This is a genomic window from Rhodococcus sp. MEB041 (genome assembly GCF_030208955.1).
Lineage (GTDB): Bacteria > Actinomycetota > Actinomycetes > Mycobacteriales > Mycobacteriaceae > Rhodococcoides.
Genome location: NZ_JARVSZ010000005.1, coordinates 23,038 through 36,966, shown reverse-complemented (window position 1 = coordinate 36,966; position 13,929 = coordinate 23,038). Strand labels below are relative to the sequence as shown.

Annotated in this window: 14 protein-coding genes; 9 read left to right on the top strand and 5 right to left on the bottom strand. The window is 68.2% G+C overall.

The window, feature by feature from the left end; genetic code table 11:
* The first annotated feature begins 63 nt into the window (after positions 1–63).
* The 4 genes from QRN16_RS14235 to QRN16_RS14220 are packed head-to-tail and all read left to right on the top strand — an operon-like array spanning position 64 to position 2,946.
* Positions 64–1,134 carry an amidohydrolase family protein gene (locus tag QRN16_RS14235; RefSeq protein ID WP_285187672.1) on the top strand — a complete coding sequence of 357 codons (1,071 nt, stop codon included), beginning with the start codon at positions 64–66 and terminating at the stop codon, positions 1,132–1,134.
* Positions 1,135–1,162: 28 nt separating this feature from the next.
* On the top strand, positions 1,163–2,224 hold the full coding sequence (locus QRN16_RS14230; protein ID WP_285187670.1) for a threonine aldolase family protein: 1,062 nt from the start codon (positions 1,163–1,165) through the stop codon (positions 2,222–2,224).
* An 18-nt stretch (positions 2,225–2,242) separates the two neighbouring features.
* Positions 2,243–2,596 carry a TetR/AcrR family transcriptional regulator gene (locus QRN16_RS14225; RefSeq protein WP_056446594.1) on the top strand — a complete coding sequence of 118 codons (354 nt, stop codon included), beginning with the start codon at positions 2,243–2,245 and terminating at the stop codon, positions 2,594–2,596.
* The gene (locus QRN16_RS14220; protein ID WP_056446591.1) at positions 2,593–2,946 is read left to right on the top strand and encodes a hypothetical protein; all 354 of its coding nucleotides are present in this window, start codon (positions 2,593–2,595) and stop codon (positions 2,944–2,946) included. Before QRN16_RS14225 ends, QRN16_RS14220 begins: the two co-directional genes overlap by 4 nt.
* 3 nt (positions 2,947–2,949) lie before the next feature.
* On the opposite strand, the gene QRN16_RS14215 is transcribed toward QRN16_RS14220, so the two are convergent.
* From QRN16_RS14215 to QRN16_RS14200, 4 genes are all read right to left on the bottom strand, one after another.
* Positions 2,950–3,936, bottom strand: coding sequence for a 2-hydroxyacid dehydrogenase (locus tag QRN16_RS14215; RefSeq protein WP_056446588.1), 987 nt, complete (start codon positions 3,934–3,936; stop codon positions 2,950–2,952).
* Positions 3,933–5,129, bottom strand: coding sequence for a CaiB/BaiF CoA transferase family protein (locus tag QRN16_RS14210; RefSeq protein ID WP_082544576.1), 1,197 nt, complete (start codon positions 5,127–5,129; stop codon positions 3,933–3,935). The genes QRN16_RS14215 and QRN16_RS14210 overlap by 4 nt, the downstream gene beginning before the upstream one ends.
* A 13-nt stretch (positions 5,130–5,142) precedes the next feature.
* Entirely contained in the window at positions 5,143–5,664 is a 522-nt protein-coding gene (locus QRN16_RS14205) for a MarR family winged helix-turn-helix transcriptional regulator (RefSeq protein ID WP_056446583.1), read from the bottom strand.
* A gap of 283 nt (positions 5,665–5,947) precedes the next feature.
* A complete protein-coding gene (locus QRN16_RS14200) occupies positions 5,948–6,952 on the bottom strand; it encodes an iron-siderophore ABC transporter substrate-binding protein (protein WP_222627978.1) in 1,005 nt (334 codons plus the stop codon).
* Positions 6,953–7,104: 152 nt separating this feature from the next.
* Between QRN16_RS14200 and QRN16_RS14195 the strand changes: the two genes are divergently transcribed.
* Genes QRN16_RS14195 through QRN16_RS14185 form a run of 3 tightly spaced genes read left to right on the top strand, consistent with a single transcriptional unit; the run spans position 7,105 to position 8,081 of the window.
* Positions 7,105–7,398 (top strand): chorismate mutase, encoded by a 294-nt coding sequence (locus QRN16_RS14195; protein WP_037184031.1) that lies wholly within the window; start codon positions 7,105–7,107, stop codon positions 7,396–7,398.
* Between the two features lie 24 nt (positions 7,399–7,422).
* A complete protein-coding gene (locus QRN16_RS14190; RefSeq protein ID WP_285187654.1) occupies positions 7,423–7,755 on the top strand; it encodes a DMT family transporter in 333 nt (110 codons plus the stop codon).
* Positions 7,755–8,081 carry a DMT family transporter gene (locus QRN16_RS14185; RefSeq protein WP_027504356.1) on the top strand — a complete coding sequence of 109 codons (327 nt, stop codon included), beginning with the start codon at positions 7,755–7,757 and terminating at the stop codon, positions 8,079–8,081. Before QRN16_RS14190 ends, QRN16_RS14185 begins: the two co-directional genes overlap by 1 nt.
* 13 nt (positions 8,082–8,094) lie before the next feature.
* On the opposite strand, the gene QRN16_RS14180 is transcribed toward QRN16_RS14185, so the two are convergent.
* Positions 8,095–10,449: a thiamine pyrophosphate-binding protein gene (locus QRN16_RS14180; protein WP_285187649.1), complete on the bottom strand. Its 2,355-nt coding sequence runs from the start codon at positions 10,447–10,449 to the stop codon at positions 8,095–8,097.
* Between the two features lie 314 nt (positions 10,450–10,763).
* On the opposite strand from QRN16_RS14180, the gene QRN16_RS14175 reads away from it, so the two are divergent.
* Together QRN16_RS14175 and QRN16_RS14170 are read left to right on the top strand one after the other, a co-directional pair.
* Positions 10,764–11,486, top strand: a complete 723-nt coding sequence (locus QRN16_RS14175) for an ANTAR domain-containing protein (protein ID WP_222627986.1) — start codon at positions 10,764–10,766, stop codon at positions 11,484–11,486.
* Between the two features lie 36 nt (positions 11,487–11,522).
* Positions 11,523–13,910, top strand: coding sequence for an HAD-IC family P-type ATPase (locus tag QRN16_RS14170; RefSeq protein ID WP_285187644.1), 2,388 nt, complete (start codon positions 11,523–11,525; stop codon positions 13,908–13,910).
* The last annotated feature ends 19 nt before the right edge of the window (positions 13,911–13,929 follow it).

Genomic DNA, 13,929 nt, shown 5'->3' with positions numbered 1-13,929 from the left:
CATCCAACCCTGTTATGTTGCCGCGGAGCCGAGGGGACGGCGTCGAGACACGGGGGAACCACGATGGCGACACGACGACAAGCTCTGCAGACACTGATCGGCGGAGGCATGCTCGGCGCGGGCCTGCTCGCGGCCACAGGACCGACGGCCTCGGCCGCGCCCGTGGGTGCCTATCGAGTGGACCTGCACGCGCACATGATCCCGCCGATGTATCGGGAGGCCGTGCTGCGCGCCGGGCTTCTCGCTCCGGGCGGCCTACCGCTGCCCGCGTGGTCGCCGGAGTCCGCTCTCGCGTTCATGGACGAATTCGGCATCGCGGCCCAGGTGCTCTCGATCTCCGACCCCGGAGTGCGGTTCGTGCGCGGCCTCGAGGCGGTGCGCCTCGCGCGCTCCTGCAACGACTACGCGGCCGACCAGGTTCGACTGCATCCCACTCGTTTCGGCTCCCTGGTCACCGTGCCACTTCCGGACGTGTCGGCGTCCCTCGCCGAGATCGCGTACGGCCTGGACGTGCTGGGAATGGACGGGGTGGCACTGCTGTCGTCGTACGACGGCATCTACCTCGGCGACCCACGCTTCGAACCGATCATGGCGTTGCTCGACGCGCGGTCCGCCCTCGTCTTCGTGCACCCCGGCGAGCTCCCCGCGGGTTCGGCTCCCCCACTGCCGCTTCCGAGCTTCCTCCTCGAGTTCCCGTTCGAGACCACACGGACCGCGGTCGAGATGATCGCGGCCGGCACCCTCGACCGGTATCCGAACATCCGCTTCGTCCTCGCTCACGCGGGCGGTTGCCTGCCGTACCTCGCCACGCGGCTGAATGCGCCCCGCGCCGTCGCACCGGATCAGATCCCGTCCGTGTCGCTGCTCGGCCTCGAGGGTGCACTGCGACGCTTCCATTACGACACCGCACTGTCCGCCTCGGCGTCGTCGCTGCGATCGGTGCTCGAAGTGACCGACGTCGACCACATCGTCTTCGGAACCGACTGGCCCTTCAGCGGACTCACCTACTCCGCCTCGGACACGGACGACCCGGCCCCCGGACTGTCCGACGTGTTCGAGGGCGACGGCCGAGCACGGGTGGAACGCGCCAATCCCCTCGCACTGCTCCCTCGGCTGGCGGCGGAGCTGCGGTAGCCGGTCGAGGTTCTGCCACCATGGGGGTATGGCCACGAGCACCACTGCCCCACTCACCGGATATCTCAGCGACAACGCTGCGGGCACCGCCCCGGAGATCCTCGCGGCCATGGCGGAAGCATCGACCGGGCTCGCGGCCCCGTACGGCAACGATCCGACGTCCGCTCGTCTCACGACGCTGATGGCCGACGTCTTCGAGCGTCCCGTCGACGTGTTCGTCGTCGGAACCGGTTCGGCGGCCAACGGACTGGCGCTGGCCGCGTGTACACCGCCGTGGGGCAGCATCCTCACTCATCCCGACGGCCACATCACCAACGACGAGGCCGGCGCTCCGGAGTTCTTCACCGACGGCGCCAAGATCGTCCTCGTGGACGGCCCACGTTCGACGATGGATCCCACCGCACTGCGCGCCGCGGTCGTGCGACGACGCGGCGACGTCCACAGTGTCCAGCCGTCGGTGGTGAGCCTCACGCAGGTCACCGAGACGGGCAGCGTCCACACCCTCGACGAGGTGCGTGAGGTGTCGACCATCGCGCACGATGCCGGACTCCGCGTGCACATGGACGGCGCCCGGTTCGCCAACGCGCTCGTGGCCCTCGAGTGCACGCCGGCCGAGATGACCTGGCGAGCAGGCGTGGACATCCTGTCCTTCGGCGCGACGAAGAACGGCACGATGACCGCCGAGGCCATCGTGTCGTTCGATCCCTCGTTGTCCACCGAACTGGCGTTCCGACACAAGCGCGGTGGCCAGCTGACGTCCAAGATGCGGTTCCAGAGCGCGCAACTGGTCGCGTACCTGGAGAACGACCTCTGGATGCGTCATGCGCGGAACGCCAACGCGATGGCCGCGCGGCTCCGAGACGGGCTCCGACAAATCGGGGGCATCGAGGTCGTGGGCGACGCGTCGGCGAACATGTCCTACTTCCGCTTCCCCGCTGCTCTGACACGGGCACTGCACGACCGCGGATTCACGTTCTACGACGACCGGTGGGAGCCGGGGGTCGTGCGTCTCGTGACGTCGTTCGCGCACACTGCGCGCGACGTGGACGCGTTCGTCGATGCCGTGCGGGCGCTCGCCATTATTGACTGATCAGTCTAGAATGGGTGCATGCCGAGACCGCGCGAGTTCGACACGGACACTGTGCTCGCGGCCGCCGTCGACACGTTCGTCCGTCACGGTTACACCGGCGCGTCCATCGATCAGATCCTCGACGCCGTCGGCATCCGACGGGCGAGCCTCTACAACGCGTTCGGAAGCAAGCGCGGACTGTTCCTCACCGCACTGCGCTCGACGCACTCCACGATGCCTCTGCTTCTCGTCGCTCTCATGGATCTGGCCCCCTCCGATCCCTCGGTGAGGCAGGAGATCCGCGAGAAGTTGGTTGCCGAGAACATCGACGCACGGGCACTGGGCGACGCGATACTCACGCGCGCCTGCATCGAGAGAAAGGGCACAGCATGAACACCGTGACCATCGTCGACGGCCGACTGGTCGTCGAACCACGCGGCCTCGACAAGCTCTGGAGCTTCACGCGCCGACTCGACATTCCGCTGTCCGAGGTGAAGGGCGCCACCGTCGACACCGGTGTACGGCGTGAGCCCAGGGGCATCAGGGCTCCGGGCCTCTCGATACCGGGAAAGTACGCCGGCACCTTCCATCGTGACGGCGAGAAAGTGTTCTGGAACGTCGGGGACCCGGTGCGCAACATCGTGATCGAGCTCGACGGCACCGGACGGTTCGATCGACTCGTCCTGACGGTGGACGATCCGACCCGAACGGAGAACGCGGTCAACGCCGCACTCGCGACCTAGTTCTCACAGGTCCGCCCATGCCTCCGGATTGACGGCGTGGGGCGGCATCGTGCCGGCGGCCATAGCGACGGCGTTCTCCGCGCACAGACGCGCCATCTCGCTCCGCACCGACACCGTCGCGCTCCCGACGTGCGGCAGCAGCACGGTGTTGGCCAGCTCCGACAGGCCGGGTGCCGTGGCCGGTTCGTCCTCGTAGACGTCGAGCCCCGCACCGGCGATCACGCCGTCCCGCAACGCCTCCACCAGAGCGGACTCGTCGACCACCGGCCCGCGCGCGGTGTTCACCAGAATCGCGGAGGTCTTCATCGCGCCGAGAACCCGAGCATCGACGAGGTGGTACGTCGCCTCGGTCAGCGGAACGTGCAGGGACAGGAAGTCGCTCGTCGCCACCAACTCGTCCCACGAGACGTGCTCGACGCGACCGCCGAACTCGTCGAGCTCCGCATCGTCGACGGGCCTGTCGGACGGGGGCCGTGGGCAGAACCGCACCGTCATACCGAATCCGAGAGCGCGCCGCGCCGTCGCGCGAGCGATGCGCCCGAATCCGGCCAGTCCCAGCACCCGTCCGGACACGTCCGTGCCGAGCATCAGGTCCGGTGCCCATCCGGTGAACTCACCGGCGCGCACCGTCCGGTCCGCCTCGAGCGCCCGACGCGCTGTGGCCAGCATCAGCAGGAGAGCGATGTCCGCCGTGGAGTCCGTCAGGACGCCCGGAGTGTTCCCGACGACGATGCCTCGGGCGGTGGCGGCGCCGACGTCGATGTTGTCGACACCCACCGCGTAGTTGGAGATCCCACGCAGGCGCGCACCGGCGAGCAGTGCGCTGTCGAACCGGTCCCGGAGCTGGGCCACCACCACGTCGTAGTCGCCGGAGGCGCATCGCTCCGCCAGCGCGACGTGATCGAGCGCGATAACGTCGACGTCGGCGGCGCGGCGCAGAATCTCCATACCCGGTTCGGGAATCGGCAGGGTGACCAGAATCCGTGTCATGCGTCGTGCTCGCTCTCGGTGCGTCCCAACAGTTCCTGCAGTACTTCGGCGGTGTGCTCGCCGAGGTCCGGTCCGAGCGATCGGATGGGAACGGACGCGTCGCCGATGACGGGCACCACACCGACGAAACCCACGTCCACCGGAGTCTCACCACCGACGTCCACGGGGAACGTCTGAATCATGTTGCGCGCTCGATACTGTGGATCCCGCACGATGTCGGCGGCCGTGTAGATGGGCCCCGACGGCACACCGGCCCGATCGAGCACCGCCAACGCCTCGTCGCGGGAGTGCAGCATGGTCCAGGCGGAGATGGCCGCGTCCAGTTCGTCCCGACGTCGCCAGCGGCCGGCGTTGGCGGACAGCTCGGGATCCGCGCCGAGATCCGGCCGGCCGATCGTCTCCATGTAGCGCTGGAAGATGGCGTCGCCGTTGCCGGCGATGATGATCGAGTGACCGTCGTTGCACGGGTACGCATTCGAGGGCGCGATGCCTTCCATCCGCCCACCGGTGCGCTCGCGTTCCACTCCGTAGGCGAGGTAGTCCGGTACCAGCGATTCCATCATCGACAGAATCGACTCGTTGAGCGCGACGTCGATCGAGCGTTGCTCGAGCGAGAGCTCGCTCGACGCGGTCTGGCGTCGGAACAGAGCCATGACACACCCGAAGGCGGCGTAGAGGCCGGCGATGGAGTCACCGATCGACACTCCGACGCGAACCGGTGGTCGGTCGGGGTCGCCGACGAGGTTGCGAAATCCCCCGTAGGCCTCGGCGACGGCGGCAAATCCGGGACGCTCGGCCATCGGACCGGTCTGCCCGAAAGCGGAGATGCGGGTGATGATGAGATCGGGGTTCCTCTCGCTCAACCGCTCCGGCGAGAGTCCCCATTTCTCGAGAGTGCCGGGCCGAAAGTTCTCGAGCACGATGTCGCACTGCGCGGCGAGATCCAGCACGTCCTGCCGCCCCTGCTCGGTGCGCAGATCGAGCACGATCGACTTCTTGTTGCGGTTGATCGTCCGGTACAACATCGACGTGGTACCGGAATAGAGACGCCAGTTCCGGATCTCGTCGCCGGTGCCGGGTCGCTCGACCTTGATCACCTCCGCGCCGAAGTCCGCGAGCATGCGTCCCGCGGTCGGCGCGGCGATGTAGTTGCCGAGCTCCAGCACTCGAACGCCGGTCAGCGGTAGCGACATGGGGTCCTCTCCGTCAGTCCCGGTCGTCCGGGCGCACGTCCTGCTCGGGATACCGGTCCATCAGCATCCTGTGGACCGCCGGGTTCGCACCCTCGAGCACCCGGCCCGCGAGTCGCCCGAGCTCGAGTGCGTCCTCACGACCGAGGCGGTCGACGACCAGTTCTCGCACCTGCGCGACGTGACCGGGAGCCGCGCGACGAACGATCTCCATGCCCTCGTCGGTCAACGTCACCGCGGTCTGCCCACCGGGGCCTCCGCGTGGCCCCCGTTCGACCCACCCCCGCGACTCCATACGCGTGAGTGCGTGGGAGACCCGAGAGAGTGATCCTGCGGCGAAGGCAGCGATCTCACTCGTCGGCGAACTCCGACCAGGCGACTCGGACAGACCGGCCAGGAGCATGTATTCGAAGTGGTTGACCCCCGCGTCGTTCTTCAACTGCGAGTTCAGTACAGCGGGGAGCGCCTCGAGGAGGCCTGCGACCGCGAGCCACGCGCGTACCTCGTCGGGTCGCAGCCACTCGACGTCGTCGTTCACGCACCCAGCCTAGGTGTCGTGAACCTTCGCTACCCTCACTTGAAGGTTCAACTCGACGACACCACAGAGTGTTGAACCTTCACTACATCGGCAGAACGGCACCAATGCAGATCGGGATCGGCAACTTCGTGTCGGCCGTCGTCGAGTACGACACCGGCCACCGCGTCACCGCTCGCGAGCGGGTGGCGCATCTCTTGGACGGACCATGCTGCGGGGCATCGAGTTGCTCGGCACCGAGGTCGCGCCGCTGGTGAAGGCACGCGTGAGCGATCGCCTCCGAGCATCACGACCGGAGCGCCTCCGCCAGCATGGGCACCACGGTGTCGAGTGCGTACTGCAGCGAGAGCGCCGAGTTGGTGGAGTAGGACTTCGCCACCGCCGGGTCGTCGAACACGATCGCATGCCCCTGCGCCACGGCCGGGATGCTGCGGAACAGCGGGTTCTGCTCGATGTCCTGCGCAGTCTTGCCGATCGGAAACATGACGACGAGATCCGCGTCGAGCAGACCCAGCTGCTCGTCCGCGATCGGTACGGAGAACCGCACCGGGGTCATCGATGCGATGGTCGGGTTCTGCCGGAACCCGAGCCGCATCAGGAACTGCACCCGCTCGCTGTCCTCTATGTAGGCGCCGTAGCCGGTTCCGCTGAGGGCGCCCACCGTCACGGTCTTCTCTGCGAACTCCGGATGGTCCGCAGCGGCCGTGCGGAAGCCGTCGTCCAGCCCTGCGATCAGCTCGGCGCCCTTCTCGGGCACACCGAGCGCCGCGGCCACCATGGTGACCTGATCCTCGTAGGACGTCGTGTAGTTCTCCGCACCCTCCGGGATGCCGACGGTCGGCGCGATGGCCGCCAGCCGGTCGTGCCGGCCGACGTCGCCCGAGCTCTTGGTGTCGAGGATCAGATCCGGCTCGAGTGCCGCCACGGCTTCGTAGGACGGTTCCAGGGTTCCGATGATCTCGGGTGGTGTGTCGTAGAGACCCTCCGCCCACGGACCGACGCCCTCTCCGCCGAAGTCGAGCCAGTCGCTGGCACCGACCGGCTGGACCCCGAGGGCCAATGCCGTCTCCGCGTCCCCCCACCCCAGCGCCACGACGCGCGTCGGCGCCGACTCGAGGTCGACGGCGCCGAACGCGGTGTCGACCGTCGCTGGATAGACGCCGCCGGCCGCCGTCTGCGCCGCGTCGCGGCCGTCCTCGGTGGCGGCCGACGAGCACGACACGGTGAGGGCCACCGTCGCGACGAGTACAGGGATCAGTCGCCTCACGGGCGCACACACGGTGAGAAACATTGCGTTAGCCTAACCTCACCTGACGCCCACGGGCGCACTGCGATCCAGCTCACAATCTGCATCACCGCAGGTGAGACCCGTTCTCGACTGGTCGCCGAAAAATATCTCGGCAGATCGGTAATGAAATTCGGGATGGGCGCGATTCAGTAGACATGAGCATTGCAACCGACTTCGCCACCGCAGACGTCACGCGCAACCACGGTGCCGACACCGCCCACGACATCGACTCCATGCACGACGAGATCGAGCGTCTCGACGCCCAGATCCTGGCCGCAGTGGCACGACGCACCGAGCTCACTCGCACTGTCGGCATGATGGAGCCCCGCTCGGCCGCATCGTCCGCACGCGAGATGTCGGTGCTCCAGCACTTCGGTGATCTCGGCCGCGAGGGCCGCACCCTCGGCATGCTCCTCCTGCGCATGGGCCGCGGACAGATCGCTCGCTAGTCCCGCCCGCGGTAGAACTACCGCATGGTGTGGTTCCTTCTGGCGGCGGCCGTGGTGGCCGAAGTGTCCGCCACCCTGTCGCTCAAAGGTTCCGAGACCCGTCCCGTCCTCTACGTCGTGGTGATCATCGGTTATCTGCTGGCCTTCGTCGGACTCGCGTCCGTACTGCGCCGCGGTATGGCCCTCGGTGTCGCCTACGGTATCTGGGGAGCAAGCGGTGTCGCTCTCACCGCCCTTCTCGCGTCAGCGCTCTTCGGTGAACCGCTGACCATCGTGATGGGTCTCGGAATCGGACTGGTCATCGTCGGTGTACTCCTCGTCGAGACCGGGTCCCACCCCGCAGAGCGGGAACCGTGATGCAGTACCTCTTCCTCCTCGGCGCCATCCTCCTCGAGGTGTCGGCCACGCTGTCGCTCCGCGTGGCGGCCACCGGACGCCCCGCGTTCTACGGGGTCGTCGCTCTCGGCTATCTTCTCGCGTTCGTCGCCCTGCTCGGTGCGCTCCGTTCGGGTCTGGCCCTGGGAGTGGCCTACGGCATCTGGGCCGCGTGCGGAGTCGCCCTCACCGCCGTGGCCTCCCGGTACCTCTTTCGAGAACCCCTGACCCGCCGCATGCTCGGCGGGATCGCATGCATCGTCGTCGGCGTCCTGCTCATCGAACTCGGTGCCGCGGCCGCTCGATGAACCTGCCGAGCAGTCAGTGACCGGTGACGTCGAGTGCGGCCCGGACGATCGAGTCGGTGTCGATCTGATGGTGGCGGTACACCTCGTCGAGTGCGCCGACCTGACCGAACTCACTCACCCCGAGAGACGTGGACGGCACCCGGTTCACCGTCGCCAGGAACGCGAGCGTGTGGGGATGACCGTCGAGGACCGTCACCATCGGCGTCGCCCGCTCTGCCGGCAGCAGATGATCGAGAATCCACGACTCCGCCTCGAGATGCCCCTGCCGTGCCTGCACCGCCCGATACAGCTCCCCCGGACTCGTGACGCACAGGACGTCGGCAGCGAGCCCGATCTGTTCGAGCCGCTCCGCCGCGGCGAGGGCCTCGGTGACCATCGCGCCCATCGCCGCGATGGTCACCACCGCACCGTCCCGCCGCACCAGCGGGTATCCCCCGGCGACCACCTGCCGCCGTCGGCGCTCCCGCGCCGCCGGATCCGCCGGAACGTTCGCCAGCGACTGATCGACCGGCCTGGTCGACAGGCGCAGATACGCCGACGTGCCGCCCGGGCGCCCCAACCGTCCGATCGCCGCCAGCAGCGTCCACTCGACGTCGATCGCGAACGCCGGTTCCCAGCTCACGCACCCGGGCTGCTCCAGACCGATCGACGGGGTCTTGATCGACTGGTGCGCACCACCTTCCGCCGCCAGGGTCACTCCCGAGGGGGTGCCGACGAGGATGGACTGTCCGCCTGCGTAGATGCCGTACGACCACGGCTCGAGCGCGCGCTCGACGAACGGGTCGTACATGACTCCGATCGGGAACAGCGGCTCTCCCCACCGGCTCCACGTCGCACCGAGCTCGCCCATCAGTCCGACGAGGTTGGTCTCGGCGATGCCCAGTTCCATGTGTTGCCCCGTGGGGCTCTCGCGCCAGTGCATGATCGTCTCGGCGTCGTCACCGAACCAGTCGTGGCGTTCCGAGGAGGACCAGACGCCGACCTTGTTCACCCAGCCGCCGAGGTTGGTGGTGGAGCTGACGTCGGGACTGACGGTGACGACCCGCCGCGCGGCGTCCGGAGCCGCTCTGGTGAGGTCGAGCAGGACGCGACCGAGCGCGGCCTGTGTCGTCGCCGTTCCCTTGGGCGTGCGCCCGATGTCGGTGGGCACCGAGGGAGGCTCGGCCGTGTGTATCGGTTCCCGGCGCAGCCGGTCCGCGGTGTCCGCGCACACCCGCCCGGCCGGACTGTCGTCCGAGAATCGTGCCCAGGGCGCGTCGGGGTCGGTGCCCAGCGCGCCCGCGAGTTCGGCGTACTCCTCGACCGTCAGCAACGACGAGTGATTCTGCGGATGACCCTGCGTCGGCAACCCGAAGCCCTTGACGGTGTACGCGATGATCACGGTGGGACGGGTGTCGTCGATACGGGCGAACGCGGCGCGCAGTGCGGCGAGGTCGTGTCCGCCCAGGTTGCGGACGGCCTCCGTCAGAGCGGCATCGTCCAGATCGGCGACGAGGGCACGAATCCGTTCGGCACCGGGCCCGGCGCCGGGCAGTCGGGTGCGCAGTTCGTCCGCCGTGCAGCGCAGGAGGCGTTGGTACTCCGGGTTGGGCATGTCGACGATGCGTTCGCGCAGGGCCTCGCCGCCGGGACGGGCGAACAATGCGTCGAGAAGGGTGCCGAACGAGACCGTGACGACCTGCCAGCCGGCGGCGTCGAACATCTTCTCCAGCCGCCGCGCAGCGAAGTTCGGCACCACTCGATCCAGCGATTGGCGGTTCAAGTCGACGATCCACACGATCTCGCCGAGGTCGGCGATTCCCGGGTCGATCACCGCTTCCCACACCGCGCCCTCGTCCAGTTCGGCGTCGCCGACGAGCGAGTACTGCCGCCCCCGGAATCCGGTCGCTGTCCGGGCGTCGTCGTGCGCGTCACCGAAGGCGGCGTCGACGTAGCGGCGCGACATCGCGCCCCAGATCGGTGCGGTCGCTCCGATTCCCACGGACCCGGTGGAGTAGTCGACGGTGTCGGGGTCCTTGGCGCGCGAGGGGTAGGACTGCAGCCCGCCGTAGGACCGCAGCGTCGTCAGGTACTTCTCGTCCAACTCACCGAGGAGGTAGTTGATCGCGTGCAGCACCGGAGACGCGTGCGGCTTGACCGACACCCGGTCCCCGGGCTGCAACTGTTCGAACCACAGGGAGGTCATGATCGACACCATCGACGCGCACGAGGCTTGGTGGCCTCCGACTTTGAGTCCGCTGGGGTTGGGCCGAATTCGATTGGCGTGGTGGATCATCGAGGTCGACAGCCACAACACACGCTGTGCGATCTCCTCCAGGGTCTCCACCGTCTGTGGCGCTCGATCATCGACATGCTCGTTGCTGGTCATGGCGCTTCCCCCTCAGGACGTCATCTCCGGCTCGATGCTTCGCGGAGATCCCCAGGTGACCACGGTCTTGCCGACTGCGCAAGATCCGGCTCCGCGACCGAGCATTCTGCGCACAGCACCGCATGTCGTCGTGGGTGTTCCGAGCGTGTCGACCACTCGGGTGACCGGCGACACCCGGTGAGTGGGCGCCCGTGTTCGAGGACACCGGCCGGATGTGGTGTGCGGAGCCGACGGACGGGTACACGATGAACGGCGAGACACACCCTCAGCTGCGGTCCACGAACCGGTTACACGAACGCAGCGAAGGACGCCCCATGGCATCGAACTCGGCCCGCGAGCCCCATCCACCAGACGAACGCGTCATGGGCGCCCTGCGGTCCGGACGCACTGCGGAGACATGGCTGGCCGCGTGCGTGCAGTGGTGCCGGGCGGACGGAGCCGCCGTGGTGGCGGAATCGGCGGCCGATGCCGACGTCCGGCTCGTCACGTACGCGACGGACGACCTGGCGGAGCGGCTGGCCGACCTCCAGTACCTGCTCGGCTGCGGACCGCACACCGAGTCGATGGCGGGAGCGGGACACAGCCGACTCGATGTCGAGGACCCTGACCACGGCGTCCGCTGGACCACTCTCGTCGACGAATTGGCGACCCTCGGAGTCGTCGAGGTCGCGACGTTCCCCATCGGTGCACCCGCCACCCCCCTGGGAACGCTCCAGATGTACTGGCGTGGTCGACGCCGCAGCAGCACGCACTCCGACGCCGCCATCGCAGCGCTCGTGGAACGCCGCCCGGAGTTGCTTGCGCCGCGAGTTCCCCTGTGCGACGACCTGGACGGAGACACTGTCCTCACGGCCGTCGACGGCGGGCCCGACCACGGCTTCGACCTGTCGACCGTGCACCTGGCGATCGGCGTGGTGGTCGCTCGGCACCACCTCGGCGTCCAGGCAGCGTCGGCACTGCTGCGAGCACAGGCCTACAGCGCTGGGACCACGGTCACCGAGCAGGCTCGACGGGTGCTGGACGACCAACGAGGCTGACGACCGTCGTCGCCGACACCCACTAGGCTCCCCTTCATGCTGTCGAGCGACGTCCCCACCGCAGTCGGACTCACCACAGCGGAAGCGGAGACCCTCGCATCGCAGGGTCGGTCCAACGACGTGCCGGCCCGCTCCTCGAGGTCGGTCGCAGACATCCTGCGCGGCAACATCTTCACGCGCATCAACGCGATTCTGGCGGTACTTCTCGTCATCGTGCTGTCGACCGGATCGATCATCGACGCGATGTTCGGTCTGCTCATCGTCGCCAACAGCGGGATCGGCATCATCCAGGAACTGCGCGCGAAGCGCACCCTCGACGCGCTCGCCATCGTGGGCCAGAGTCGGCCCCTCGTGCGACGAGACGGCCGTGCACGGGACCTCGCTCCCCACGAGGTGGTGCTCGGCGACGTCGTGGAACTCGGTCCGGGCGATCAGATCATCGTCGACGGCGACGTGATCGAGGCGGACTCGCTCGACGTCGACGAATCACTGCTGACGGGTGAGTCCGACTCGATGACCAAGACCCCGAGCGACTCCGTGTTCTCCGGGTCGTTCGTCGTCGCCGGCCGCGGAGCCTACCGCGTCACCAAGGTGGGGAGGGAAGCGTACGCGGCCCAGTTGGCCGAGGAGGCAGGCAAGTTCACGCTCATCGACTCCGAACTCCGGTCCGGTATCGACCGCATCCTCCGCCACATCACCCGGGTGATGGTCCCGGCCGGCATCGTCATCGTCGTCAACCAGCTCGTCGTCACGGGCCAGCCGCTCGGCCCCGCGCTCAACGGCATGGTGGCGGCGCTGGTCCCGATGGTGCCGGAAGGACTGGTCCTGCTCACCTCACTGGCCTTCGCCGTCGGCGTGGTCCGCCTCGGACGTCGACAGTGCCTCGTGCAGGAGCTTCCGGCGGTCGAGGGGCTGGCCCGTATCGACGTGGTGTGCGCCGACAAGACCGGAACGCTGACCGAGAACGCGATGGTCATGTCGGACCTCCTCGTGCTGTCGGCCGAGTCCGACGAGGACGTCCGGCGCGACCTGTCCGCCGTCGTCGCCGACGACGATCGACCGAACGCCAGCATGATCGCCGTCGCCGACGCGCTTCCGACCGCGCCTGCCCGGACGGCGTCCGCGCGGGCTCCGTTCTCGTCGGAGAAGAAGTGGAGCGGAGTCTCCTTCCCCGACGCGGGCAACTTCCTGATCGGTGCTCCGGACGTGCTGCTGGATCCGGTATCGGAGGCCTCCGCACGCGCCACCGAGCTGGGTGCGGCCGGAAAGAGGGTGCTGCTCTTCGCCACCAGCGACCTCCCGATGGATCACGCCGACGCGCCGGGTGTCGTGACGCCCCGAGCCCTCGTCGTGCTCGAGCAGAAGATCCGGGCGGACGCCGGCGACACACTGAACTACTTCGCGGATCAGGCCGTCCAGGTCAAGATCATCTCCGGCGACAACGCGGTGTCCGTGGGCGCGGTGGCCGGGTCGCTCGACGCGCTGCCGTCGGGCGATGCGGTCGACGCTCGCAATCTCCCGTCGAACACGGACGATCTCGCGGACACCATGGAGCGTCATGCCGTGTTCGGACGGGTACGCCCGGAACAGAAGCGGGACATGGTCACCGCCTTGCAGAGCCGTGGTCACACGGTGGCCATGACGGGTGACGGCGTCAACGACGTTCTCGCACTGAAGAAGGCCGACATCGGTGTCGCCATGGGCGCGGGAAGTCCCGCGGCGCGGTCCGTGGCGCAGATCGTGTTGCTGGACAACGCCTTCTCGACGCTGCCCCACGTGGTGGCCGAGGGTCGACGAGTCATCGGCAACATCGAACGGGTCTCCACGCTGTTCCTCACCAAGACGGTCTACTCGGTGGTGCTCGCGGTCCTCGTCGGGCTGTCCGGTCTGCTGTCCCTGGTCGTGAACGTCGACCCGCTGCCCTACCCGTTTCTTCCCCGCCACGTCACCATCGCGGCGTGGTTCACCATCGGCATTCCCGCGTTCCTGCTGTCGCTGGCGCCGAACAACGAACGGGCCCGCTCCGGCTTCGTCCCTCGGGTGCTGCGCAAGGCGGTCCCCGCCGGACTGGTGGTGGGTGTCGCCACGTTCGCGACCTACCTCGCCACCTACGACGGACCCGATGCCTCGCGGGCGGACCGGATCCAGTCGAGCACCTCGGCGCTCATCACGCTGATCGTCGTCGCGATGTGGGTCCTCGGGACGGTGGCCCGGCCCATGCAGTGGTGGAAGGTGACGCTGCTGACCGTGTCCGTGGCGGCCTACGCGGTCATCTTCACCGTGCCGCCGCTCGCCCGCTTCTTCGAGCTCGATGCGGGCAACGTGTCTTACACCGTGCTCGCCTTCGTCTCCGCGGCAGTGGGTATCGCGGTCCTGGAGGCGGTACGCCCCGCCATGCGGCGCCGCGCGCACCGCACGGCGTAGCGCGCACAGCACCGCGCGC

Bases quoted from the DNA above. Each gene is read 5' to 3' on its own strand.
- QRN16_RS14235 (WP_285187672.1), top strand. From the start codon at position 64: ATGGCGACACGACGACAAGCTCTGCAGACACTGATCGGCGGAGGCATG.
- QRN16_RS14230 (WP_285187670.1), top strand. From the start codon at position 1,163: ATGGCCACGAGCACCACTGCCCCACTCACCGGATATCTCAGCGACAAC.
- QRN16_RS14225 (WP_056446594.1), top strand. From the start codon at position 2,243: ATGCCGAGACCGCGCGAGTTCGACACGGACACTGTGCTCGCGGCCGCC.
- QRN16_RS14220 (WP_056446591.1), top strand. From the start codon at position 2,593: ATGAACACCGTGACCATCGTCGACGGCCGACTGGTCGTCGAACCACGC.
- QRN16_RS14215 (WP_056446588.1), bottom strand. From the start codon at position 3,936: ATGACACGGATTCTGGTCACCCTGCCGATTCCCGAACCGGGTATGGAG.
- QRN16_RS14210 (WP_082544576.1), bottom strand. From the start codon at position 5,129: ATGTCGCTACCGCTGACCGGCGTTCGAGTGCTGGAGCTCGGCAACTAC.
- QRN16_RS14200 (WP_222627978.1), bottom strand. From the start codon at position 6,952: ATGTTTCTCACCGTGTGTGCGCCCGTGAGGCGACTGATCCCTGTACTC.
- QRN16_RS14195 (WP_037184031.1), top strand. From the start codon at position 7,105: ATGAGCATTGCAACCGACTTCGCCACCGCAGACGTCACGCGCAACCAC.
- QRN16_RS14190 (WP_285187654.1), top strand. From the start codon at position 7,423: ATGGTGTGGTTCCTTCTGGCGGCGGCCGTGGTGGCCGAAGTGTCCGCC.
- QRN16_RS14185 (WP_027504356.1), top strand. From the start codon at position 7,755: ATGCAGTACCTCTTCCTCCTCGGCGCCATCCTCCTCGAGGTGTCGGCC.
- QRN16_RS14180 (WP_285187649.1), bottom strand. From the start codon at position 10,449: ATGACCAGCAACGAGCATGTCGATGATCGAGCGCCACAGACGGTGGAG.
- QRN16_RS14175 (WP_222627986.1), top strand. From the start codon at position 10,764: ATGGCATCGAACTCGGCCCGCGAGCCCCATCCACCAGACGAACGCGTC.
- QRN16_RS14170 (WP_285187644.1), top strand. From the start codon at position 11,523: ATGCTGTCGAGCGACGTCCCCACCGCAGTCGGACTCACCACAGCGGAA.